Origin of the sequence: Streptomyces sp. NBC_01537 (assembly GCF_045040445.1) — a bacterium.
Lineage (GTDB): Bacteria > Actinomycetota > Actinomycetes > Streptomycetales > Streptomycetaceae > Actinacidiphila.
Genome location: NZ_CP109392.1, coordinates 2,005,763 through 2,028,582, shown reverse-complemented (window position 1 = coordinate 2,028,582; position 22,820 = coordinate 2,005,763). Strand labels below are relative to the sequence as shown.

General features: G+C 69.6%; 19 protein-coding genes and 1 pseudogene. 14 read left to right on the top strand and 6 right to left on the bottom strand.

Going from position 1 to position 22,820, the window contains the following annotated elements:
- Positions 1 to 11: 11 nt before the first annotated feature.
- From OG607_RS09395 to OG607_RS09380, 4 genes are all read right to left on the bottom strand, one after another.
- Positions 12 to 923 carry a sugar phosphate isomerase/epimerase family protein gene (locus OG607_RS09395; protein ID WP_405721129.1) on the bottom strand — a complete coding sequence of 304 codons (912 nt, stop codon included), beginning with the start codon at positions 921 to 923 and terminating at the stop codon, positions 12 to 14.
- A 186-nt stretch (positions 924 to 1,109) separates the two neighbouring features.
- Positions 1,110 to 2,006, bottom strand: a complete 897-nt coding sequence (locus OG607_RS09390; protein WP_405721127.1) for an ATP-binding cassette domain-containing protein — start codon at positions 2,004 to 2,006, stop codon at positions 1,110 to 1,112.
- 5 nt (positions 2,007 to 2,011) lie between these two features.
- Complete coding sequence (locus OG607_RS09385) at positions 2,012 to 3,088, bottom strand: ABC transporter permease (protein WP_405736650.1); 1,077 nt, start codon at positions 3,086 to 3,088, stop codon at positions 2,012 to 2,014.
- A complete protein-coding gene (locus OG607_RS09380; RefSeq protein WP_405721125.1) occupies positions 3,088 to 4,101 on the bottom strand; it encodes a sugar ABC transporter substrate-binding protein in 1,014 nt (337 codons plus the stop codon). Before OG607_RS09380 ends, OG607_RS09385 begins: the two co-directional genes overlap by 1 nt.
- A gap of 264 nt (positions 4,102 to 4,365) precedes the next feature.
- Between OG607_RS09380 and iolC the strand changes: the two genes are divergently transcribed.
- The 7 genes from iolC (at position 4,366) to OG607_RS09345 (ending at position 11,695) form a co-directional block, all read left to right on the top strand.
- The gene (gene iolC, locus OG607_RS09375) at positions 4,366 to 5,310 is read left to right on the top strand and encodes a 5-dehydro-2-deoxygluconokinase (RefSeq protein WP_405721123.1); all 945 of its coding nucleotides are present in this window, start codon (positions 4,366 to 4,368) and stop codon (positions 5,308 to 5,310) included.
- A gap of 51 nt (positions 5,311 to 5,361) precedes the next feature.
- Entirely contained in the window at positions 5,362 to 6,240 is an 879-nt protein-coding gene (locus OG607_RS09370) for a deoxyribose-phosphate aldolase (RefSeq protein WP_405721120.1), read from the top strand.
- 41 nt (positions 6,241 to 6,281) lie between these two features.
- On the top strand, positions 6,282 to 7,178 hold the full coding sequence (iolB, locus tag OG607_RS09365) for a 5-deoxy-glucuronate isomerase (RefSeq protein WP_405721118.1): 897 nt from the start codon (positions 6,282 to 6,284) through the stop codon (positions 7,176 to 7,178).
- Positions 7,175 to 9,049, top strand: a complete 1,875-nt coding sequence (gene iolD, locus OG607_RS09360; protein ID WP_405721115.1) for a 3D-(3,5/4)-trihydroxycyclohexane-1,2-dione acylhydrolase (decyclizing) — start codon at positions 7,175 to 7,177, stop codon at positions 9,047 to 9,049. The genes iolB and iolD overlap by 4 nt, the downstream gene beginning before the upstream one ends.
- Positions 9,050 to 9,133: 84 nt before the next feature.
- Positions 9,134 to 9,934, top strand: coding sequence for a GntR family transcriptional regulator (locus tag OG607_RS09355; protein WP_405721113.1), 801 nt, complete (start codon positions 9,134 to 9,136; stop codon positions 9,932 to 9,934).
- 118 nt (positions 9,935 to 10,052) lie between these two features.
- Positions 10,053 to 11,177 carry an ROK family glucokinase gene (locus tag OG607_RS09350; RefSeq protein WP_405721110.1) on the top strand — a complete coding sequence of 375 codons (1,125 nt, stop codon included), beginning with the start codon at positions 10,053 to 10,055 and terminating at the stop codon, positions 11,175 to 11,177.
- The gene (locus OG607_RS09345) at positions 11,174 to 11,695 is read left to right on the top strand and encodes a hypothetical protein (RefSeq protein WP_405721108.1); all 522 of its coding nucleotides are present in this window, start codon (positions 11,174 to 11,176) and stop codon (positions 11,693 to 11,695) included. Before OG607_RS09350 ends, OG607_RS09345 begins: the two co-directional genes overlap by 4 nt.
- A 45-nt stretch (positions 11,696 to 11,740) precedes the next feature.
- Here OG607_RS09345 and OG607_RS09340 read toward each other — a convergent pair whose 3' ends face one another.
- Positions 11,741 to 13,213 carry a purine-cytosine permease family protein gene (locus OG607_RS09340; protein ID WP_405721105.1) on the bottom strand — a complete coding sequence of 491 codons (1,473 nt, stop codon included), beginning with the start codon at positions 13,211 to 13,213 and terminating at the stop codon, positions 11,741 to 11,743.
- A 92-nt stretch (positions 13,214 to 13,305) separates the two neighbouring features.
- Positions 13,306 to 14,259, bottom strand: a complete 954-nt coding sequence (gene speB / locus OG607_RS09335) for an agmatinase (RefSeq protein ID WP_405721103.1) — start codon at positions 14,257 to 14,259, stop codon at positions 13,306 to 13,308.
- Between the two features lie 87 nt (positions 14,260 to 14,346).
- On the opposite strand from speB, the gene OG607_RS09330 reads away from it, so the two are divergent.
- The 7 genes and pseudogenes from OG607_RS09330 to OG607_RS09300 all read left to right on the top strand — a co-directional run bounded on the left by OG607_RS09330 (position 14,347) and on the right by OG607_RS09300 (position 22,796).
- Complete coding sequence (locus OG607_RS09330; protein WP_405721101.1) at positions 14,347 to 15,804, top strand: PucR family transcriptional regulator; 1,458 nt, start codon at positions 14,347 to 14,349, stop codon at positions 15,802 to 15,804.
- A 347-nt stretch (positions 15,805 to 16,151) separates the two neighbouring features.
- The gene (locus OG607_RS09325) at positions 16,152 to 17,018 is read left to right on the top strand and encodes a hypothetical protein (protein ID WP_405721099.1); all 867 of its coding nucleotides are present in this window, start codon (positions 16,152 to 16,154) and stop codon (positions 17,016 to 17,018) included.
- Positions 17,019 to 17,105: 87 nt separating this feature from the next.
- Positions 17,106 to 17,222 (top strand): annotated as a pseudogene (locus OG607_RS09320) (3-oxoadipate enol-lactone hydrolase); the annotation flags it as partial.
- Between the two features lie 455 nt (positions 17,223 to 17,677).
- Positions 17,678 to 17,824 (top strand): hypothetical protein, encoded by a 147-nt coding sequence (locus OG607_RS09315; protein WP_405721096.1) that lies wholly within the window; start codon positions 17,678 to 17,680, stop codon positions 17,822 to 17,824.
- A 954-nt stretch (positions 17,825 to 18,778) separates the two neighbouring features.
- A complete protein-coding gene (locus tag OG607_RS09310) occupies positions 18,779 to 19,987 on the top strand; it encodes a glycosyltransferase (protein WP_405736647.1) in 1,209 nt (402 codons plus the stop codon).
- Positions 19,984 to 21,606 carry an ArnT family glycosyltransferase gene (locus OG607_RS09305; RefSeq protein WP_405721094.1) on the top strand — a complete coding sequence of 541 codons (1,623 nt, stop codon included), beginning with the start codon at positions 19,984 to 19,986 and terminating at the stop codon, positions 21,604 to 21,606. Before OG607_RS09310 ends, OG607_RS09305 begins: the two co-directional genes overlap by 4 nt.
- A complete protein-coding gene (locus OG607_RS09300) occupies positions 21,603 to 22,796 on the top strand; it encodes a glycosyltransferase (RefSeq protein WP_405721091.1) in 1,194 nt (397 codons plus the stop codon). Before OG607_RS09305 ends, OG607_RS09300 begins: the two co-directional genes overlap by 4 nt.
- The last annotated feature ends 24 nt before the right edge of the window (positions 22,797 to 22,820 follow it).

The window sequence follows — 22,820 nt, the reverse complement described above, 5'->3', positions numbered from 1 at the left end:
CCGCAGGCGCCCTATGCCCCGCAGGAGCGGAGGAACTTGCGGGTGCGCTGCGCGATGGGCAGCGGCTGGTCCGGCGGGCAGGGGTACATGTCCTGCTCGACGATGGCGAAGAGGTCCACGCCCAGGTTCTGCGCGGCGGCCAGCACCGGCTCCAGCGCGGGCACGCCGCTCGGCGGCTCGCACATCACGCCGCGCTTGACGGCCGGTCCGAAGGGGATGCCGTTGGCGCGTACGTCGGCCAGGATCGCCGGGTCGACCTGCTTGAGGTGCAGATAGCCGATCCGCTCGCCGTAGGTCTCGATCAGCTGGACGCTGTCGCCGCCGCAGTAGGCGTAGTGGCCGGTGTCCAGGCAGAGGTTGACCAGGTCGGAGTCGGTCGCGTCGAGGAACTGCTCGACGTGCTCCTCGCTGTCGATGTGGGTGTCGGCGTGCGGGTGCACGACGATGTCCAGCCCGTATGTGTCCTTGACCTGGCGGCCGAGCTGCTCCATGCCGGTGGCCAGGTTGTGCCACTGCGCGGCGGACAGCTCGACGTCGTCGATGATCTCGGCGGTCTTGTCGTCCCGCCAGAAGGACGGGATGACGACCAGGTGCTTCGCGCCCATGGCCTGGGTGAGCGCGGCGACCTCGCTCACCTGCGCCCAGGTGGCGTCCCAGACCTGCTCGCCCTTGTGCAGGGCGGTGAAGACGGTGCCCGCGGAGACGGTCAGGCCGCGGCGGGAGGTCTCGTCCGTGAGCCGGGCGGGGTCGGTGGGCAGGTAGCCGTACGGGCCGAGCTCGATCCAGGAGTAACCGGAGCCGGCGACCTCGTCCAGGAAGCGCTGCCAGGGCACCTGCTGCGGGTCGTCGGGGAACCACACCCCCCATGAGTCGGGGGCTGAGCCGATCCGGATCCGGTCCAGAGCGGGGGAGGGGGCGGTCATGAGGAGGGCTCCTCTCGTCGGTCGTCGCTGACCGGGGCAATGGCGGATCACGGTGGGGCGAGGTGGGGCGCGGAAACGGGACGCCCGCCCGCGAAGCTCCGTCTGTTGAAGCTTCGCCGTCCGGCGGGCGGCCGTCAATACTTCGTCCTGACATTCGGACGTCATGTCAGCATGCTGTCGCTGCTGTCAGGACGCCTTGCTGTCGGCCTTGCCGCCGGCGGCGGACTTCCCGACGTCCTCCAGCTCCGGCAGCTCCTCCACATCCACCCCGCGCACCTGCGCCAGCTCGTGCTTGAGCGCGGCCAGCTCGGCGCCGCCCGCCATGTGGTTGGTCAGCTCCTCCAGGCTCACCTCGCTGCGGTCGGCGCTCAGTTCGAGGGTGCCGAGCCGCAGTACGGTGAAGTGGTCGCCGACCATGTAGGCGTGGTGCGGGTTGTGGGTGATGAAGATGACGCCGAGGCCCCGGTCGCGGGCGGCCGCGATGTACTTCAGCACGACGCCGGACTGCTTGACGCCGAGGGCGGCGGTGGGCTCGTCCAGGATCAGTACGCGGGCGCCGAAGTAGACGGCGCGGGCGATGGCCACCGACTGGCGCTGGCCGCCGGACAGGGTGCCGATGGGCTGCTCCAGGTCGTCCAGGACGATGCCCATGGCGCGCAGTTCCTCGTCGGCGGTCTTCTTCATCCCGGCGATGTCGAGGCGGCGCACCGGCCAGGGGCCCTTGGTCACCTCGGAGCCGAGGAAGAAGTTCCGCCAGACCGGCATCAGCGGCACGGTGGCCAGGTCCTGGTAGACGGTGGCGATGCCCTTGTCGAGGGCCTCGCGCGGGGTGCTGAGGTGTACGGACTCGCCGTCGATGAAGTACTCGCCCTCGGAGTGGTGGTGCAGCCCCGAGACGATCTTGATGAGGGTGGACTTGCCGGCGCCGTTGTCGCCCAGGACGCAGGTCACCCGGCCGGGCAGCACGTCCAGGTCCACCCCGTGCAGGGCGCGGACGTTGCCGTACGACTTGCCGACGGCCTTGAGGGAGACGATGGGCGCGTCGCTCTGCTTCGTATCGGTGTTCGTATCCGTGTCGGTCATGGCGTTCACCTCCTGGTCGCCTGCTGGCGGACCCACAGATTGATCAGGACGGCGCCGAGCAGCATCACGCCGAGGAAGGCCTTGAACCAGTCGGGGTTCCAGCCGGCGTAGACGATGCCCTGCTGCACCATGCCGAACATGAAGGCGCCGAAGACGGGGCCGATCGCGGAGCCGGCACCGCCGGTCAGCAGACAGCCGCCGATCACGGCCGCGGAGATGTAGATCAGCTCCTGGCCGACGCCCTCGCCCGACTGCACGGTGTTGAAGGAGAACAGCTGGTGCATGCCGATGAACCAGGCCCCGAAGCCGACCAGCATGAACAGGGAGATCTTGGTGAAGGTCACCGGGACACCGACGGCCCGAGCCGACTCCTTGTTGCCGCCGACGGCGAAGACCCAGTTGCCGTACTTGGTGCGGAGCAGGACCCAGGTGGCGATGGCCGCGAAGACCAGCCACCACACAATGGTGATCTTCACCTGGACGCCGCCGACATCGAAGGACGAGGCGAAGATCTTCTTGGCCTGGTCGAAGCCGTCCATGTCGCTGATGTCGTCGGTCGCCACGTTGCTGGTGACCAGCTTGGTGACCGCCAGGTTGACGCCCTGGAGGATCAGGAAGCTGCCCAGGGTGATCAGGAAGCTGGGCAGCCCGGTCTTGACCACCAGCCAGCCGTTCAGGAAGCCGATCGCCAGCGACACCAGGAGCGCGACGATCACGCCCACCCAGACGTTCATGCTCAGCTGGTAGCTGAGCATGGCCGCGGTGAGCGCCGAGGTGATCACCGCGACGCCGGCCGACAGGTCGAACTCGCCGCCGATCATCAGCAGCGCCACCGGCAGGGCCATGATCCCGATCGTCGACGACTGGTACAGGATGTTGGCCATGGAACTGGCGTCGCGGACCGGCGGGGCCGTGATGAGGAAGAAGACGTACACGGCCGCGGCGCCGAGGAAGACACCGAACTCGGGCCGGGCGACCAGCCGCAGCACCTGCCCGCGCTGCGTGGTCCGCCCGTCGGTCTCCTTCCGGCCGGGGGCCGGCGGTGTGGTCACCGCCGGCTCAGCCTGTTGGGACATGCCGATCACCGAGTGCCCTTCGCGGCGAAGGCGGCGACGGCGTCGACGTTGCTCTTGTCGACGAAGGCCGGGCCGGTCAGCACCGGCTGCTCGCCACCGCCCATGTAGTTGCCGTTGTTCTTGTAGAGCCACAGCGAGTCGATCGCCAGGTAGCCCTGCAGGTAGGGCTGCTGGTCGACGGCGAACTCGATGGTGCCCTTGCTGATGGCGCCGGTCAGGTCCTTGTTGAGGTCGAAGGTGGCGATCTTGGCCTTGCTGCCCGCGTCGGTCACCGCCCCCGCGGCGGTCAGCGCGATCGGGGCGCCGAGCGTGACCACGTGGTCGATGGCGCTGTTCTGCTTGAGCTTGGCGGTGATCGTCGACTTCACCGAGGGCATGTCGGTGCCGTTGACGTACAGGGTCTCCAGCGAGCCGCTGAACGTCTTCTTCACGCCGTCGCAGCGCTGGGTGAGGCCGATGTTGCCCTGCTCCTGGATGACGCAGACGGCCGTCTTGGAGCCGAGCGTGTTCAGCCTGTTGCCGAGCGCCTCGCCCGCCACGGTCTCGTCCTGGCCGAAGAACTCCATCAGGCCGAGCTTCTTCCAGTCGCTCACACCGGAGTTGAGACCGACCACCGGAATGCTGGCCGCCTTCGCCTTGCCCACCACGTCCTTCAGGGCGTCCGGCTTGGCCAGGGTGATCGCGATGCCGTCGACCTTCTGGTCGATCGCGTTCTGCACCAGGTTGGCCTGGTTGCCCGCGTTCGGGTCCGCGGAGTAGACGAGCTTGACGTTGTCCTTGGCCGCGGCGGCCTCGGCTCCCTTGCGGACGATGTCCCAGAAGGTGTCGCCGGGCGACTGGTGGGTGACCAGGGCGATCGTCATCCTGGGCGTGTTGGCCTTGCCGGCTGTGCCTCCGCTCGCGCTTGCCTCGGACTGCTTGCCGCCCGAGCTGCTGGAGCATCCCGCGGCGAGGATGAGGGTCGCCGCACAGGCGGCGGCGATCGCGGTGGTCTTGCGGGTTCTGGTCTTACGTTCCATCGGTCCTGACCTCGCTGCGTTGGGAGGGGGTGGAGATGAAGTGCGATGCCGGGCGTTAACGCGGCCGTTGCAGAACGGGAGCAAACTCCTTCGCCAAGCTCCTGTCAAGACTTTGTCAGGACATCCATTCATCTCGACGTAACGACACAGTAACGTCCCATGGCCCGGCGGCTCCGAACGTTCGATTGTAAGGACATACTGTTGACAGCGCTCTCCTCACAGGGCTAGACCAGAGGGCGACACGGACGACAAGGAGCGCAGCCCATGACCGAGCCGTACGACCTGATCACGATGGGCCGCATCGGAGTAGATGTCTACCCGTTGCAGACCGGAGTGCCCCTGCCTCAGGTGGAGACTTTCGGGAAGTTCCTCGGCGGGTCGGCCACCAATGTGGCAGTGGCCGCCGCCCGGCTCGGCCGCTCCACCGCGGTGATCAGCCGCACGGGCAACGATCCCTTCGGCGAGTACTGCCACCAGGCGCTCAAGGAGTTCGGCGTCGACGACCGCTGGGTCACCCCGGTCTCCGCCTACCCGACGCCGGTCACCTTCTGCGAGATCTTCCCGCCGGACGACTTCCCGCTCTACTTCTACCGGCTGCCCAAGGCTCCCGACCTGGAGATCCATCCGTCGGAGCTGGACCTGGACGCGATCCGTGCCGCCCGGATCTTCTGGATCACCGGCACCGGCCTGTGCGAGGAGCCCAGCCGTACGGCCACCCTCACGGCCCTGCGGGAACGGGCGAAGAGCGGCACGACGATCTTCGACCTCGACTGGCGCCCCATGTTCTGGAAGGACCCCTCCGAGGCCCGGCCCTTCTACGAGGAAGCGCTGAAGCATGTCACCGTCGCCGTCGGCAACCTCGACGAGTGCGAGGTGGCCACCGGCGTACGCGAGCCGCGCGCCTGCGCGGAGGCGCTGCTCGCGGCCGGGGTCGAGCTCGCCGTCGTCAAGCAGGGCCCCAAGGGCGTGCTCGCCGTGCACCGGGACGGCACCACCGCCGAGGTCCCGCCGGTGCCGGTCGAGGTGGTGAACGGCCTCGGCGCGGGCGACGCCTTCGGCGGCTCGCTCTGTCACGGCCTGCTGGCCGGCTGGGAGCCCGCGCGGATCATGCGCTACGCCAACGCCGCCGGCGCCCTGGTCGCGTCCCGTCTCGCGTGTTCCTCCGCGATGCCCACCGAGTCCGAGGTCGAGGACCTCCTCTCCACCTGACCTCCTCCTCGCTTGAAGCTTGAAAGCGCGTGAAGTGAAAGAGAGCATCCCTTGAGCCTCAGCATCTCCGACCTGGTGAAGGTCCGGACCCAGCACCCGGAGGCGATCGCCGAAGCGGCCGCCCGCCGCGTCCGCCGTCCCCTGATCGGCGACAGCGGCCGGCTGATGATCGTCGCCGCCGACCATCCGGCCCGCGGAGCGCTCGCCGTCGGCGACCGCAAGTTCGCCATGGCCAACCGCGCCGAACTGCTGGAACGGCTCTGCGTCGCGCTCTCGCGGCCCGGTGTCGACGGGGTGCTGGCCACCGCCGACATCCTTGAGGACCTGCTGCTGCTCGGCGCCCTCGAAGGCAAGGTCGTCATGGGCTCGATGAACCGCGGCGGCCTGTCCGGCGCGGCCTTCGAGCTCGACGACCGCTTCACCGGCCACCGCGCCCAGGACATAGCGCGCCTGAACTTCGACGCCGGCAAGCTCCTGCTGCGCATCGACTACCAGGACGCCGGCTCGCTGACCACCATGCTCTCCACCGCCCGCGCCATCGACGACATGGCCGAGCGCAGACTGCCGATCTTCGTCGAGCCTTTCATCTCCCGCCGCATCGACGGCAAGGTGGTCAACGACCTGAGCGCCGAGGCCGTCACCAAGTCCATCGCCATCGCCTCCGGCCTCGCCGGCACCTCCGCCTACACCTGGCTCAAGCTCCCGGTCACCGACGACGTCGACGAGATGGCCGGCGTCATGGAGACCTCGACCCTGCCCGCCGTCCTGCTCGGCGGCGAGGTCGGCAAGGAGCAGGACGCCGCGTACGAGAAGTGGCGCAAGGCCCTGAGTCTGCCCACCGTCCAGGGACTGGTCGTCGGCCGCTCGCTGCTCTACCCGGCCGAGGGCAGCGTCGAGACCGCCGTCGACACGGCCGTCGGGCTGCTGTGACGACCGCCGAGGAGAGCCAAGGAGAAGGGGAGGCCCTCATCGTGACCAGCACCGAATACCACCTGGCGGCCGGTAAGGCCGCCGTCGGCGCGTACACCGTCGACATCGACCCCGAGCGGGCCGGCTGGGGCTACTCGTCCCTGCGGATCCTCGAACTCCAGCCCGGCGGCTGGCACGACTTCGCCACCGGCGACAGCGAATGGATCGTCATCCCGCTCGCCGGCTCCTGCACGGTCGCCGTCGGCGGCGAGACCTTCCGGCTGGCCGGCCGCGAGAGCGTCTTCGCGGGCGTCAGCGACTTCGCGTACGTCCCCCGGGACGCGCACGTCTCCATCGCCAGCAAGGCCGGCGGCCGCTTCGCGCTGACCGGCGCCCGCTGCCGGCGGGCGCTGCCCGCCCGCTACGGCCCCGCCTCGTCGGTGCCGGTCGAGCTGCGCGGCAGCGGCAACTGCTCACGGCAGGTCAACAACTTCGGCGCGGCCGGGGTCTTCGAGTGCGACAAGCTCATCGCGGTCGAGGTGATCACCCCGGCCGGCAACTGGTCCTCCTTCCCGCCGCACAAGCACGACGAGGACCGGGAGGGCGAGTCGCGGCTCGAAGAGATCTACTACTTCGAGATCGCCTCCGCGCACGGCAAGGACGGCATCGGCTACCAGCGGGTCTCCCCGTCCGGCAACGGACGCAACACCGATGTGCTGGCCGAGGTCCGCGACGGCGACGTCGTCCTCATCCCCGACGGCTGGCACGGCCCGTCGATGGCCGTCCCGGGCCACGACATGTACTACCTCAACGTGATGGCGGGCCCGGGCGAGGAACGCGCCTGGCTGATCTGCGACCACCCCGACCACGCCTGGATCCGCGACACATGGCCCTCCCAGCCCGTCGACTCCCGGCTTCCCCTCTACACCGCCCCTTCCGCACCCGAGAGGTCCCGATGAGCCGCAACTCCACCCGCCGCCTCACCGTCGCCCAGGCGCTCGTGCGGTTCCTGTCCGCCCAGCACACCGAGCGGGACGGCGTACGCCACCGGCTGATCAGCGGCACCTGGGGCATCTTCGGCCACGGAAACGTCGCCGGGATCGGCCAGGCGCTCATCGAGGCGCAGGACGTCATGCCCTACCACCAGGGCCGCAACGAGCAGTCCATGGTGCACGCCGCCGTCGGCTACGCCCGCCAGCTCAACCGCCTGTCCGCGCAGGCCGTCACCACCTCCATCGGCCCCGGCGCCACCAACCTCGTCACCGGCGCCGCCCTCGCCACCGTCAACCGCATCCCCGTCCTGCTGCTGCCCGGCGACTCCTTCGCCACCCGCGTCGCCGACCCGGTGCTCCAGCAGCTGGAGCACCCCGTCTCCGGCGACATCTCGGTCAACGACGCGCTGCGGCCGGTCTCGCGGTACTTCGACCGCGTCGTACGCCCCGAGTCGCTGATCCCCGCCGCGCTGAACGCCATGCGCGTGCTCGCCGACCCCGCCGAGACCGGCGCTGTCACCCTCGCCATGCCGCAGGACGTCCAGGCGGAGGCGTACGACTGGCCCGAGGACTTCTTCGCCGAGCGGATCTGGCACGTACGCCGCCCGGCCGCCGACCCCGCCGCGCTCGCGGACGCGGCGGCAGCCGTACGGGCCGCGCGCCGGCCGCTGATCATCGCGGGTGGCGGCATCCACCACAGCGAGGCCGAGGACGCGCTGCGCGAACTGGCCGAGGCCACCGGTATCCCCGTCGCCTCCACCCAGGCCGGCAAGGGCTCGCTGCGCCACGACCACCCCGCCGACCTCGGCGGCATCGGCCACACCGGCACCGCCGTCTCCGACGATCTGGCCCGCACCGCCGACCTGGTCATCGGCGTCGGCACCCGCTACAGCGACTTCACCACCGCGTCCGCCACGCTCTTCCAGAACCCGGACGTGCGCTTCCTCAACCTCAACGTCACCTCATTCGACGCCCACAAGCTCGCCGCCCTCTCCCTGGTCGCCGACGCCCGCTCCGGCCTCGAAGCCCTCACCGCGGCCCTGGCCGGACACCGCGTCGACCCGGCGTACGAAGCCGAGTACGCCGAGGGCAAGCAGAGCTGGGAGCGGGTCGTCGAGGCCGCGTACACCGCCGCCGACGAGGACGCCCGGCCCACCCAGACCCAGCTGCTGGGCGCCCTGGACTCCGTCGTCGGCGAGGACGACGTGGTCATCAACGCCGCGGGCTCCCTCCCCGGCGACCTGCACAAGCTCTGGCGGGCCCGCGGTCCCCGCCAGTACCACCTGGAGTACGGCTACTCCTGCATGGGCTACGAGATCCCGGCCGGCATCGGCGTACGGATGGCCGCCCCGACCACGCCCGTCTGGTCGCTGGTCGGCGACGGCACCTATCTGATGATGCCGACCGAGATCGTCACCGCCGTCCAGGAGGGCATCAACGTCAACCTGATCCTCATCCAGAACCACGGCTACGCCTCCATCGGCGGCCTGTCGTCCGAGGTCGGCGGCGAACGCTTCGGCACCGCCTACCGCTACCGCGCCGCCGACGGCACCTTCACAGGAGACCCGCTCCCGGTGGACCTGGCCGCCAACGCCGCGAGCCTGGGCATGGACGTGATCCGCGCCGCGACCGTACGCGAGCTGCGCGAGGCGCTCGCCGCCGCCCGTGCCTCCGACCGCCCCACCTGCGTCTACGTCGAGACCGACCCCGCCGCCACCGCGCCCGGCGCCCAGGCCTGGTGGGACGTGCCGGTGGCCGAGGTCGCCTCCCGCGAGGCCGCGATCGAGGCCCGCAAGACGTACGAACGCCACGTCGCCGACCAGCGCCGCCACCTGTAGACCAGCCCGTCCGGCTCTTGAGGACACCGCGCCCGCAGGGCGTGGAACGCACCCAGAAAGGCTCGCGTATGTTCGGACAACGTGATGTCTGAGTTCCGTGGCGCGCGCGGGGGCGGCTACTCTCCCCCTGTGCCCAAGCCAGAGTCCGCTCTCATCGACCTCGCCGTGGACCGGTCCAGCCCGGTTCCGCTCTATTACCAGCTCGCCCAGCAGCTGGAGGGCGCGATCGAGCACGGCCGGCTCGCCCCGGGCAGTCTCCTCGGCAACGAGATCGAGCTGGCGGGCCGGCTCGGGCTGTCCCGGCCCACCGTCCGCCAGGCCATCCAGTCCCTGGTCGACAAGGGCCTTCTCGTACGCCGCCGAGGCGTCGGCACCCAGGTCGTGCACAGCCAGGTCAAGCGCCCCCTGGAACTGAGCAGCCTCTACGACGACCTCCAGGCGGCCGGCCAGAGCCCCGCCACCCACGTGCGGCGCAACGAGGTCCAGGCCGCCTCCGCCGAGGTCGCCGCCGCCCTCGGCATCGCCGAGGGCAGCGAGGTCGTACTCCTGGAACGCCTGCGCTCCACGTACGGCGAGCCCATGGCGTACATGTGCAACTACCTCCCCACCGACCTCCTCGACCTCGACACAGCCAAACTGGAGGCCACCGGCCTCTACCGGCTGCTGCGCGCCGCCGGCATCACCCTGCACAGCGCCCAGCAGGCGATAGGGGCCCGCAGCGCCACGCCCGAGGAGGGCGAACTGCTCGCCGAGGCGCCGGGCGCCGCCCTGCTGACCATGCGCCGGACGACGTACGACGACAAGGGCCGGGCCGTCGAGTACGGCAGCCACATATATCGCGCGTCGCGCTACGCCTTCGAGTTCCAGCTGCTGGTACGCCCCTGATCCCGGCCTCTCGGTCGCCGGGGGCGATGGGGCGGGCGGCATCCGACGCGCGGGTGAGGCAGAATCGCATGGGAGCAGCACCGCCCCGCCCGTACCCCACCCGGAGACGCCTGACCCGATGAGCACATACCGCAGCGCAGCCGCCACCCGCTCGTCGAGCAGCAGCACGCTGCTGAGCACGGTCGGCCGCCGGGAGCGGCGTTCCCACCTCACCGCGCCCAGGGTGCCGACCGTCGGGATCGACATCGGCGGGACGAAGGTGATGGCGGGCGTCGTGGACGCGGACGGGAACATCCTGGAGAAGCTGCTCACCGAGACCCCGGACAAGTCGAAGAGCCCGAAGGTGGTCGAGGACACGATCACCGAGCTGGTGCTCGACCTGTCCGAACGCCATGACGTGCACGCCGTCGGCATCGGAGCCGCGGGCTGGGTCGACGCGGACCGCTCGCGCGTGCTGTTCGCGCCGCACCTGTCCTGGCGGGACGAGCCGCTGAAGGACCGCCTCACCGAGCGGCTCCTCGTGCCGGTGATGGTGGACAACGACGCGAACACCGCCGCCTGGGCGGAGTGGCGGTTCGGCGCGGGCCGCGGCGAGAACGACCTGGTCATGATCACCCTCGGTACGGGCATCGGCGGCGCGATCCTGGAGGACGGCCACGTCAAGCGGGGCCGGTACGGGGTCGCGGGCGAGTTCGGCCACATGCAGGTCGTGCCGGGCGGCCACCGCTGCCCGTGCGGGAACCGCGGCTGCTGGGAGCAGTACAGCAGCGGCAACGCACTGGTCCGCGAGGCGCGGGAGCTGGCGGCGGCGGAGTCCCCGGTGGCGTACGGGATCATCGACCGCGTCGGCGGGAACATACGGGATATCACGGGGCCGTTGATCACAGAGCTTGCCCGTGAGGGCGACGCGATGTGCACCGAGCTGTTCCAGGACATCGGCCAATGGCTGGGCGTGGGCATCGCGAACCTCGCGGCGGCCCTGGACCCGTCGTGCTTCGTCATCGGCGGCGGCGTGAGCGCGGCCGACGAACTGCTGATCGGCCCCGCGCGCGACGCGTTCCGCAAGAACCTCACCGGGCGCGGCTACCGGCCGGAGGCCCGGATCGTCAAGGCGCAGCTCGGCCCCGAGGCCGGCATGGTCGGCGCCGCGGACCTGGCCAGGCTGGTGGCGCGCCGTTTCCGGCGGGCGAACCGCCGCCGGGTGGAGCGCTACGAGCGATATGCGGGAGTCTTCGGCAAGTGAGCACCCCCAGGAAGCCGCCCCGCTGGATCCAGTGGACCGTCATGCCGCTGCTCATACTGGTACCGATCGGCTATGTGCTCATCTCGGCGGCGCAGAGCCACGACGGCGGCGAGGTGAAGCGGCAGCAGGCCGCCGCGCACAGCGTGACGCGGCTCTGGCCGACCAAGGTGCAGCGGCGGATCTACGAGGTGCCGATCCCGTCCGGCTCGACGCAGGTCGGCTATCTGGAGACGAACTCCTGGGCGACCAGCTCGTTCTATGTGGAGTTCCGGACCTCCGCCGGCGGCCTGGACACCTTCCTGGCCCAGATCGGCACGAGCCGGGAGGCGTTGAAGGACGGCAGGATCCCGATCACGGGGAAGCAGCAGCGGCGCATGCACTGGATTTTCGGGCCGGGGCACGTGTGGGCGGGGGCGTCACTCACCCAGCACGGCGACAAGCCGGACCACCGCATCGTGGTGAGCCTCACCAACCCTGACCGGCCCAAGGTCTATGTCGTGTCCACGATGAATTTCTGAGCGCGGGATCGCCGGTTCGGCCAACCGGCGATCCCACGCTGTGTGTCAGCGTGCGGCCAGCTCCTGCTCACTGACGGTCGTCGCGGCCGTCTCCGTACCGCGGTCCAGTGAGCGTGAGACCACCAGGTAGGCCAGGGCGGACACGATCAGGCCGACGACCCAGGCGATGTCGGTGCCGGCCAGTTGCTGTGCGGCCGGTCCGGTGTAGTGCCGGCCGCCGAGGTCGGGGAGGACCATGAACGGGATCTCGGCGGCGAAGCCGATCGCGTAGGCGGTCAGGCCGCGCCAGGACCAGGCGCCGTAGACACCGGTGGGGGTGAACAGGTCGGTGATGGCGTAGTGCCCGCGGCGGACCACGAAGAAGTCCACCAGATTGGTCGCCGTCCACGGGACGAGCAGGTACAGCATGAGAGTGAGCGTGGTGAAGATCGTGGACACGGCGTTCGCCGTGATCAGCGAGGCGATGGTGTACCACAGCGCGGCCAGTCCCAGGATGGTGACGATGCGTGCCGTCCGGCCGGGCCTGATGCTGCGGATGGAGTCGACGCCGGTCAGCACCGTCAGCATGCCGCCGTAGGCGTTCATGCCCATGGTGGCGACCAGGCTGAGCGCGGAGAACACGGCGGCGGCCGCGCCCAGGCCGGGGATGAAGTGGTCGCCGGCGTCGCGCAGGCCGACGAGGCCGTCCGCGGCGCCGAGCCGGATGGCCAGCCAGGCGCCCAGGGCGATCAGCCAGGCCGCGGAGCCGGAGGCGCCGAAGAACACGGAGGCGATGAGCGCGCGGGCGGAGGTCGTGCGGGGCAGGTAGCGCGAGTAGTCCGAGACATAGGGCGCGTAGGTGATGTTGTACGCGGCTGCGGCGGAGAACTGGGCGAAGAACGCCGCCCAGGTGAAAGCCAGGTGCTGGCTGGGGGCGTGCCCGCCGGCCTGCCCGGTCAGCACACCCGCGGTCAGCAGCAGCATCAGGGGCAGCGAGATGTACAGCAGCCAGCGGAAGGCCCGGTGCAGCCAGTCGTGCCCGTAGACGGCGAGCAGGATCGCCAGCAGCGTGGTGCCGGCGGCCACCCAGCCGGGGCTCCAGCCGAATACGCCGCTCAGTCCCTCGGAGAGCAGCACCTGGTCGGCGACGTTGAAACCCAGGTAGGTGAACAGGGTGCCGATCAGGACCAGGATGACGCCGCGGTAGCCGAACTGGGCCCGGGACTGGATCATCTGGGGCAGCCCGAGGACCGGGCCCTGCGAGGCGTGGAAGGCCATGAACAGGGTTCCGACGACGATGCCGAGCACCCCCGCGAGGATGGTGTGGCCCAACGGCAGACCCAGTGAGGGGCCGACGAAGCCCAGCGCGATGGTGAAGTACTGGAAATTGCCCAGGAACCACAGCGGCCCCTGGTGCCACACCTTCCCGTGCCGCTCGGCGTCGGGAACCCAGTCGATGGACCGGGTCTCCACGCCCAGGGCTCCGCCGGGTCTGTCAGGCACTTCGGTCCGTGTTCCGGTCGTGGTCGTTTCCGCCATGTCGGCGCCTCCTCTGGATCAACGCGGTACCAGACGGGAGACGACGGTGTCTTCCGTTCGTGCGGGGGTGGTTCGCCCCCATGCGGGCCGGCTCATGCCTTCCCGCCCAGGGCCAGCAGGCTGACCAGGTCATAGGCCACGTGGGAGGCCGCCACGGAAGTTATCTCGGCGTGATCGTAGGCGGGGGCGACCTCGACGACATCCGCGCCGACCAGGTCGGCGCCGGCCAGACCGCGCAGGATCTCCAGCAACTCGCGGCTGGTCAGGCCGCCTGCCTCGGGGGTGCCCGTGCCGGGGGCGTGTGCCGGGTCCAGGACGTCGATGTCGATGGAGACGTAGAGGGGCCGGTCGCCGATCCGCTGGCGCAGCGCGTCGACGGTCTCGTCCACGCCGCGTCGCATCACATCGGCGGAGGTGATGATGCCGAAGCCGAGACGGCGGTCCTCCTCCAGGTCACGCTTGCCGTAGAGGGGGCCGCGGGTGCCCACGTGGCTGACCGCCTCGGTGTCGAGCAGGCCCTCCTCCACCGCGCGCCGGAACGGCGTGCCGTGCGTGTACTCGGCGCCGAAATAGGTGTCCCAGGTGTCCAGATGGGCGTCGAAGTGGAGCAGCGCGACCGGGCCGCGCCTGCGGGCGACGCTGCGCAGCAGCGGCAGCGCGATGGTGTGGTCGCCGCCGATGGTGACGAGCCTGGCTCCGGCGTCCTGGAGTTCCCCGGCCGCGTGCTCGATCGTCTCGACGGCCTCGCCGATGTCGAAGGGGTTGCAGGCGATGTCCCCGGCGTCGACGACCTGCTGCGCGGCGAACGGCGAGACGTCCAGCCCCGGGTTGTAGGGGCGCAGGAGTCTGCTCGCCTCACGTACCGCCGAGGGTCCGAAGCGTGCGCCGGGCCGGTAGGAGACCCCGCTGTCGAAGGGCACTCCGACCACGGCGACATCGCACCGGTCCACCTGGTCCAGGCGCGGCAGCCGCGCGAAGGTGGCGGGCCCGGCGAAACGCGGGACGCGCGAGGAATCCACGGGCCCCAAGGGCAAGGGCTCGGTCATCGCGGCTCTCCTTCCGGATTCGGTGTGTGCCCCAGTGTGTGGCCGCCGTAAAGGAGCCGACAATTGTCCCAGGAATGAAGTAATAGGATGTTTCTTGTGGCTGACCACAAACTGAGCGTCGAGGACCTGCTCTCCTTCCCCGCCCTGCAGCTGACCGTCCTGGCGGGCGAGAGCGGACTGCGGCGGTCGGTGTCCTGGGCCCATGTCAGCGAACTGGAGGACCCCACCCCCTGGCTGCTCGGCGCCGAGATGATCATGACCACCGGGCTGGCCGTGCCCCGCACGTCAGCCCGCCAGCGCGCCTACCTGGAGCGCCTCGACGACGCCGGCGTGTCCGTGCTGGCGCTCTCCGCCCAGCTCCACGTGCCGCCCCTGCACCCCGCCTTCTTCCGGGCGGCGGAGGAACGGGGGATGCCCGTCCTCGAAGTCCCGCTCTCCGTGCCCTTCATCGCCATCGCACAGGAGGTCGCGGCAGCCGTCCAGGAGATCCCCGGACAGCGTCTCGGCGCACAGCTGCAGGTCTTCGGCGCCCTGCGCTGGCTGGCGACCGAGCGACTGGAAACCGCCGTCCTGTTCCGCCGGCTGGAGCGGCTGTCCGGCTACCAGGTGTACCTGTGCACCCCGCAGGGGCGACCGCTGCTGCCCGGTGTGCCCGTCCCCGACCCAGACCTGCTTCCCGGCTCGGTGGATGCCCCGCCGACCATCCCCGGCGGCTTCGCCGTGCCCGTGCTCGCCCCCGGCGGCCCCGCCGGGTTCCTTGTCGCGCTGGAGCGCCGGGGCGCCCGCCCGGCGGGGCTCGCGGTGGTCCAGCACATTGCCACCGTCGCCGCCCTGCAGCTGGCCATGGTCCGCCAGGAACGCGAGACGCTGCGTCGCGAAGGCGCGGAGACCCTGGCCGAACTGCTGCAGGAGGTACTCGACCCCGCTGCCGCCAGGCGCCGCCTGCAGCGGCTGTCCATCGAGGGCGACATCACCCTCCTGGTGGTGCGCACCGTCAGCGAGGACGACCTGCTCCGCAACCTGGACGAACTCCCGCACCTGCTGCTCAACCGCGGCGAGGAGCGCTACCTTCTCGGCCCCCCTGAGCTGGGGGCGGCGGTTGCCGCGATCCCCGGCGTCGCGGCCGGCATGAGCCGCTCCTTCGCCCCCGGGGAATCCCTGAGAGTCGCCCAGCGCGAAGCCCTCTGGGCGGTGTCCCAGGCCGTCCAGTCGGGCAGACCCCTGGTCCGCTACGGCAACGACACCACCGGCCGCTGGCTCCCCGACGACCCGACGGTGCTGAGCGCACTGGTCGAGCACGTCCTCGGAGAAGCGCTGCGCTACGACGCCGCGCACGACGCCCACCTGCTCATCTCGGTACGCACCTGGATGGAACGCGACCGCCGCACCGATGCCGCGGCAGCCGCCCTGCACATCCACCCCAACACCCTGGCCTACCGCCTGCGCCGCTTCGCCGCCCTGTCCGGCCGCGACCTGTCCTCGACCGAAGCCTTCGCCGAGGTCTGGCTGGCCATTCGCGCGGCCGGCCAACTCGGACTGACCTGACGCGCGGCCGGGCTGCTGTGCAACCGCTGATGCCATCCGGCGTCGGCAACTGATATGCGGAACATGCCAGTTTGTGGGTCATCAGATCCGTGGCCTTCACGTGCGGAAGTTTGACGGATCCTGTGAATGCGATAAGAATCGGCCCGCTGCTCTCTGCGACCGGAGTGACCGGAGTGACAGGGCGGACGACCAACGACGTCCGCCGAGACCTCGCGCACCCTTCTGGGCGTCACCGCCCTTGGACGCCGGCAGCCGCATTCTGTCCCCACCAGAATCATCAAGAGGCCTCCTTGTTCCGTCAGTTCCGTCCCTCCCTCCGTGCGCCGCAGGCTCTGGCGGCTCTGCTGGTGTCCGCAGCGATACCGGTGGTCACCGCGACCCAGGCCCACGCCTCCGGCAGTGAGACCTGCCAGGCCGCCACCGTGCAGTACCGATTCGTCGACACCGATGGCAAGCCCACCGAGGACTGGAACTCGGCCGGCGGTTTCCGTAAATGGGCCGACGTCCCGCAGAGCGTCCAGGTCCGCCTCGCGCCCGGTACGCACACGGGCGAGAACTGCACCTACCCCGTCTCCCTCGCCGCCTACACCACCGAGGGCTCCGACTGGACCACCTCGGGCACGCAGAGCTACATCACCTCCAGCACCGTCTATCTCGGGACCGCCGACATCCCCAAGGACGGCTCCGAGGACCGGAACTGGCAGAAGCTCACAGTGCCCACGCCCGACTGCTACGGCCAGATCGACCTGTACGGCGACGACGTCAAGTACGACGGCCAGACCGGCGAAGGCCACGGACCTCTGCCCTACCAGCCGGGCAACATCGTGACCCCGTACCACCTCATCGCGGCCTGGAACGGCGGCGACAGTCCCTGCAAGACCTCGGAAACCCCTGGCACGCCCACGCCGACTCCGACGCCCACGCCCACACCGACGCCCTCCGGCGGCACCACGCCCCCCGCCACCCCCACCAGCCCGGCCACCGCCGGCACACCCCCCGTCACCCCCTCCACGACCCCCGAGGTGCCCGCCAAGTCCTCACCGCCGGCCAGCGCCACCCCCACGACGTCCTCACCCTCACCCAGCAGCCCCCCGCTGGCAGAGACCGGTGCCGGCGCCCCGCTCGGACTCATCACCGGCGGCGCCGCACTGACCCTGGGCATCGGAGCCGCGGTGCTCTACGCGGCACGCACCCGCCGCCCGCGCCGCCACTGAGCCACCGCACCACCGCACCACCGACGGCCCGCACCCCTCCCGGGGCGCGGGCCGTCGCCCGGACCCCCGCCCGTGGGAATTTGTGGGGTGTGGGAGCGTGAGCGGGTGAGCGAGACGACGGAAGAGACCCTGCCATACCGCTTTGACGGGCCGGAAGACGCACCGATCCTGGTCCTGGGCCCGGCTCTCGGCACCACATGGCACAGGTCATAGGCACTGTCCAGGGGCGTCCGGCCGGTCCAGGACGGGAGCTTAATGCCAGTTCAGGGCCTCATAGCGCGGGGGAGTCCGCACGGTCGGTGAGACCCGTGTGAGAGCACGTGAGACGAGAAGAAGCCCCGCCGGAATGCTCCGGTGGGGCTTCTGCGCGTGGCGGCGCCACGACAATGGGCGCTGCTGCCACGGGCTCGGGCTCGGGCTGCGGCCTGATGAACGGTCTGCCCGACCGTGGTGCCTCCCGAGCTCGTGAACATCCGGTGCCGCGGCGGACGGTTGGACAGTGACGTAACTTTGTCAGGTAATGATCACTTTAGTCGCATTCGATTGTGGCGCCTCGAAAAAGTGTCCGGTTTAGGACATGGCCGGTTTGGTCCGCTGATCATGGCTTGCGTCCCTCGTGATTGACGCCAACCGTGCCGGACGGTCATCACTGTGAGTGAGTGACCGATGTCGGCGTGATGCTCGGGCGCCAGGGTGGCGTTCATTGGATAGTCACAGATTTCTCCATCGCGAACTTGCGCTCGATGGATTGGTCGGCCCGCGCCGCCCATGCTCGGGTGGGCTGCCGTATTACCGCCGGTATCTGATGCCATGCCGCCTGTCGACTCCCGGGTCGTGGCATCGGGGCGGAGTGATGGCACTGCCACCCCCGGGGTGCGGTCGACCAGCGGGTGGGCCGATCTTCGGGAACGCGGCGCGATGGCCGACCGGCGCTGCGTGCATGAGGCATCGAATCGTGAAGACGCCTGATATTTACTGTGTGGATCCTGCGTAAGGAAAGAATGGGCACACAGCGAAATTCATCCAGGCTGAAAACCCTCCGGGGCTGGATGGCGCTGCATTCTGCCGACCATGGCAGATTGACGTGGACGCGACAAGCTCTCGACAAAACTCTTACAGCCCAACTGACTTGACGAACCGTCAGTGGTTGCCGAGGTGCCTGCCGGCCATCCTGCGTAAACATGCCCTTAACAAACTCTTTTGCACAAAAGGAAACCGCGCCCCTGTATAACTTCCTACTACTTCGACCTGGAGGGGGTTGGGTGCACGATGGCACTCACGGGTCAGAGGTTCGGTACCGCGAGGGGTGCGGCACCGTACCGACGACAACTTCCGACGCCGCATGCGTCGGGCCGGTGCCCGGTCCGGCCACGTACCCGCGACCAGCACAACCGGTGGAGCCTGGGCCGGGGGCAGTCTGACCCGCTGACCTGCCCTGTGCCACACCCTGCCGCCGGGCCGCCGAACCACGAGCCACGGCCGACAGGGTAGGCGTCTCGCAGATCGCCGTCGCCTGTCGCGCGTCACATCAATTCGCGGTAGCCGCCGTTCATTCCGGCATTCGCGCTGCCGGCAAGGGAATTCGCCATGCCCGGGGTCGGGTACTGCGTCGGCGTCCCGGCGCGAGGCGCCGGCCGATGAGCTCGACCGCTGCCAACTCCACGGGGATACGTCGGTAGCTGTGGCCGATCCACAGCACATCTGAGGGGGCTTTCTTGCTTTCGGTACTCATCGCTGCCACTTCGCTGGCGCTGTTCGGGATGGCGGGCTTGACGCTCTGGTGGCAGATGCACGCCTGGCGTACGCCCGAGACCCTGGCGGCGACCCGCTTCAAAAGTCCTGACGGCGACGTCGGCCTGTCCTTCTCCCTGCTGGTGCCCGCCCGGCATGAGCAGGAAGTGCTCGAACACACCGTTCACCGGCTCCTGCGGTCCAGCCATGGCGACTTCGAGATTCTCGTGGTCGTCGGTCACGACGATCCGGAGACCACCGAAGTCGCCGAGCGCGTGGCCGAGTTCGCTCCCGACCGGGTGCGCGTGGTCACGGACACGCACGAGGTCAAGAACAAGCCCAAGGCCCTCAACACCGCCCTTCCGCACTGTCGTGGCGACATCGTCGGGGTCTTCGACGCCGAGGACCAGGTGCATCCGGAACTTCTCACCCACGTCGATCACGCCTTTCTCTCGACCGGCGCCGATGTCGTGCAGGGCGGAGTCCAGCTGATCAACTTCCACTCCAACTGGTACAGCCTGCGCAACTGCCTGGAGTACTTCTTCTGGTTCCGCAGCAGGCTCCACCTGCACGCGCAGAAAGGTTTCATTCCACTCGGCGGCAACACCGTGTTCGTGCGCACCGATGTGCTCCGCGAGGCAGGCGGCTGGGACGAGAACTGCCTTGCCGAGGACTGCGACCTGGGCGTGCGGCTGTCCAGCAAGGGCAAGAAGGTCGTCGTCGCCTACGACTCGGAGATGGTCACCCGCGAGGAGACCCCCGGCACGCTCATGAGCCTGCTCAAGCAGCGCACCCGCTGGAACCAGGGATTCATGCAGGTCTACCGCAAGAAGGACTGGAGGCAGCTTCCCGGTCTGGGCCAGCGGATGCTCGCCCGCTACACCCTGATGACTCCGTTTCTGCAGGCCTTCTCCGGCGTGATCATTCCGCTCAATGTCGCAGTCGTGCTCTTCCTCGACGTCCCCGTCGGGATCGCTGTGATCACCTTCCTTCCGGCCCTGACCGCCACCGTCACCTTCGTCTTCGAGATCGTCGGGCTGCACGACTTCGGGCAGCAGTACGGCCTGCGAATCCGTCCCGTCCACTACCTCAAGCTCATAGCGGGCGGCCCCTTCTACCAACTCCTCCTGGCCGGTGCCGCGATCCGCGCGGTGTGGCGGGAGCAGCGGGGCCGCAGCGACTGGGAGCTGACCCGTCATGTCGGTGCTCATCTCGTCGTGGAGGAAGTCGCCAAATGACCACTACGCTGCCCATTGCGGCCCCGCCCTCGTCGACTCCGGTCGCCATCCCGGCAGGCCCCCCGGCGGTTGCCGCCCGACCCCGCGTCCGCCGCCCCGACCTGTGGCTCAGCGGAGCGGTGCTGTCCGTGATCCTGTTGGTCCAGGGCTGGAACATCACCCGGTTTCCGGCCCTCAGCGATGACGAAGGCACCTACCTCGCCCAGGCCTGGGCCGTTCAGCAGGGCCGGGGCCTGGCCCACTACACCTACTGGTACGACCATCCACCGCTCGGCTGGATCCAGATCGCCCTGGTGACCTGGCTGCCGGCGCACATCGCCCCCGGCTCCATGACGGTCGCGACGATGCGCTTCGCGATGCTGCTGGTGACTGCCGTGAGCGCGCTGCTGCTGTATGTGCTCGCCAGACGGCTCGGCCTGCCGCGCTGGGCTTCGGCCCTGGCCATGGCCCTGTTCGGGCTGTCCCCGCTCTCAGTGGTCCTGCAGCGCGAGATCTTCCTCGACAACATCGCGGTCATGTGGATACTGCTCGCGTTCTGCCTGGCGGCCTCGCCCAAACGCCATCTGTGGCACCACTTCGGGGCCGGTCTCGCCGCGGCCACGGCCGTTCTCACCAAGGAGACGGTGCTGGTCGTCCTGCCGGCGCTGCTGGTGACGATGTGGCGCCACGGCCACCGCGACACCCGCAAGTTCGCGGTGACGGGAGCGGTGACCGCCTGTGCCCTGATCGGCCTGGTGTATCCGCTCTACGCGTTGCTCAACAAGGAGTTGTTCTCCGGCCCGGGACACGTCTCGCTGGTCGGCGGCGTCGAATTCCAGATGACCCGGCCAGGTTCCGGCAACATCTTCGACGCCGCCTCCGGCTCGCACGCGGTCCTCACCTCATGGCTGTACTACGACCGGGTGCTGCCGCTGGCAGGCCTGGCGGGCGCCGTCCTGCTGCTTGTCACCTTCCGCTGGTCGCTGACGAGCCGCGCGCTGGCCGGACCCATGCTCGCCGTCGTCATCCTCGCGGCTGTCGCGATGCGGCCGTCCGGATACCTGCCCGCGATGTACATAGTCCAGGCGCTGCCCTTCCTCGCCCTCACCCTCGCCGGGGCCGCCGCCAGCGTCGCCCACACGGTGCTGCACAAGAGGCGCGGACCGTCGGAGGGCCCACGCCTGCGATACGCCCGCCGCACCACCGCCGTGGTGCTCGCCGTGGCAGCCACCGTCCTCGTCGTACCGCGTTGGTACGACGGCAACCACACGGCGCTGACCACGGACGCCAACGGCCCGTACCGGTCGGCCGCCGCCTGGATGCGCGACGAGGTGAAGGCCCCGGAGCGCACCCGGGTACTGGTCGACGACGCGCTCTGGCTCGATCTCGTGCACGACGGCTACCGACCGGGTACCGGCGTCATCTGGTTCTACAAGGCCGACCTCGACTCCGCCGTCGCCGACACCCTGCCGCACGGCTGGCGCGACATCGACTACGTGGTTGCCTCGCCCACCGTGCGCCGGGACGCCGTCGACCTGCCGACCGTCAGGGCCGCACTGAAGAACTCGACCTCCGTCGCCGTCTTCGGACACGGTGACGACCGGATAGAGATCCGCCGGATAGTGGGAGGAACCCGATGACCGTATCCAGCACCGGCGCCGGGGAACTGCGTGATCCCGATCTCCTGACCGCACCGGCCCGGACGGCCGCCACGGTCACCGTCATCGTCCCGACCTTCAACGAGGCCGGGAACATCGCCGAACTCCTGACCCGCCTCGGCGCATCCCTGCCGTCCGGGCTCGACTGCGAGGTCGTGTTCGTCGACGACAGCACTGACGACACGCCCGCGGTCGTCCACGAGGCCGCCCGCAGCTGCCCCTTCCCGGTCACCATGATCCATCGCGACACCCCGGTAGGCGGCTTGGGCGGCGCGGTCGTCGAGGGGCTCAAGGCCGCGCGCTCCGACTGGATCGTCGTCATGGACGCCGACCTCCAGCACCCGCCGTCGCTCGTCCCCGAACTCGTCGAGGCCGGGGTACGGACCGGGGCCGACCTCGTCGTCGCCAGCCGCTACACCAGCGGCGGCAGCCGCGCCGGACTCGCCGGCGGCTACCGCGTCGCCGTCTCACGCGTCTCGACGCTCCTCACCAAATCCCTCTTCCCCAGGGCGCTTCGTGGCATCAGCGACCCGATGAGCGGCTTCTTCGCGATCCGCCGCAGCGCCCTGCTCGCCCACGCGGGCGTGCTGCGTCCGCTGGGCTACAAGATCCTGCTGGAGCTGACCGTCCGCTGCCGCCCCGCCTCGGTCACCGAAGTGCCGTTCGCCTTCCAGGAGCGGTACTCGGGCGAGTCCAAGTCGTCCGCTCGCGAGGGGCTGCGCTTTCTGGCCCACCTGATCGGCCTGCGTACCGCGTCACCGGCGGCGCGGATGCTGCTCTTCGGCGGGATCGGGCTGTCCGGCTTCGTGCCCAATCTGGTCGGGCTGTACCTGCTGACCGCTGTGGGCCTGCACTATGTGCCGGCCGAGATCGTGGCGAACCAGTTCGGAGTGTTCTGGAACTTCCTGCTGATCGAGGTGCTGCTGTACCGCGACCGGCGCGGGCACCGGCACTGGGCGGACCGCCTGGGCCGCTTCGTACTGATCACCAACGCCGATCTCCTGTTGCGCATCCCGCTGATCGCCCTGCTTGTCACCCATTTCGGGATGTCGGTACTGCCGGCCACCGCGATGGCGCTGTTCGCCACCTTCCTGCTGCGTTTCGCCGGGACAGAGGCAATGGTCTACCTGCCGCGACGGAGCCGCAGGGTAGCTGAAGGCAAGGACGTGTGATGAAACGAACCCTACGCATCGTAC

Coding starts and splice junctions, on each gene's coding strand:
- OG607_RS09300 (WP_405721091.1), top strand. CDS start 21,603: ATGACCGTATCCAGCACCGGCGCCGGGGAACTGCGTGATCCCGATCTC.
- OG607_RS09330 (WP_405721101.1), top strand. CDS start 14,347: ATGTTTCTTGTGGCTGACCACAAACTGAGCGTCGAGGACCTGCTCTCC.
- OG607_RS09310 (WP_405736647.1), top strand. CDS start 18,779: ATGGCGGGCTTGACGCTCTGGTGGCAGATGCACGCCTGGCGTACGCCC.
- iolD (WP_405721115.1), top strand. CDS start 7,175: ATGAGCCGCAACTCCACCCGCCGCCTCACCGTCGCCCAGGCGCTCGTG.
- OG607_RS09350 (WP_405721110.1), top strand. CDS start 10,053: ATGAGCACATACCGCAGCGCAGCCGCCACCCGCTCGTCGAGCAGCAGC.
- OG607_RS09305 (WP_405721094.1), top strand. CDS start 19,984: ATGACCACTACGCTGCCCATTGCGGCCCCGCCCTCGTCGACTCCGGTC.
- OG607_RS09355 (WP_405721113.1), top strand. CDS start 9,134: ATGTCTGAGTTCCGTGGCGCGCGCGGGGGCGGCTACTCTCCCCCTGTG.
- OG607_RS09380 (WP_405721125.1), bottom strand. CDS start 4,101: ATGGAACGTAAGACCAGAACCCGCAAGACCACCGCGATCGCCGCCGCC.
- speB (WP_405721103.1), bottom strand. CDS start 14,259: ATGACCGAGCCCTTGCCCTTGGGGCCCGTGGATTCCTCGCGCGTCCCG.
- iolC (WP_405721123.1), top strand. CDS start 4,366: ATGACCGAGCCGTACGACCTGATCACGATGGGCCGCATCGGAGTAGAT.
- OG607_RS09340 (WP_405721105.1), bottom strand. CDS start 13,213: ATGGCGGAAACGACCACGACCGGAACACGGACCGAAGTGCCTGACAGA.
- OG607_RS09395 (WP_405721129.1), bottom strand. CDS start 923: ATGACCGCCCCCTCCCCCGCTCTGGACCGGATCCGGATCGGCTCAGCC.
- OG607_RS09390 (WP_405721127.1), bottom strand. CDS start 2,006: ATGACCGACACGGATACGAACACCGATACGAAGCAGAGCGACGCGCCC.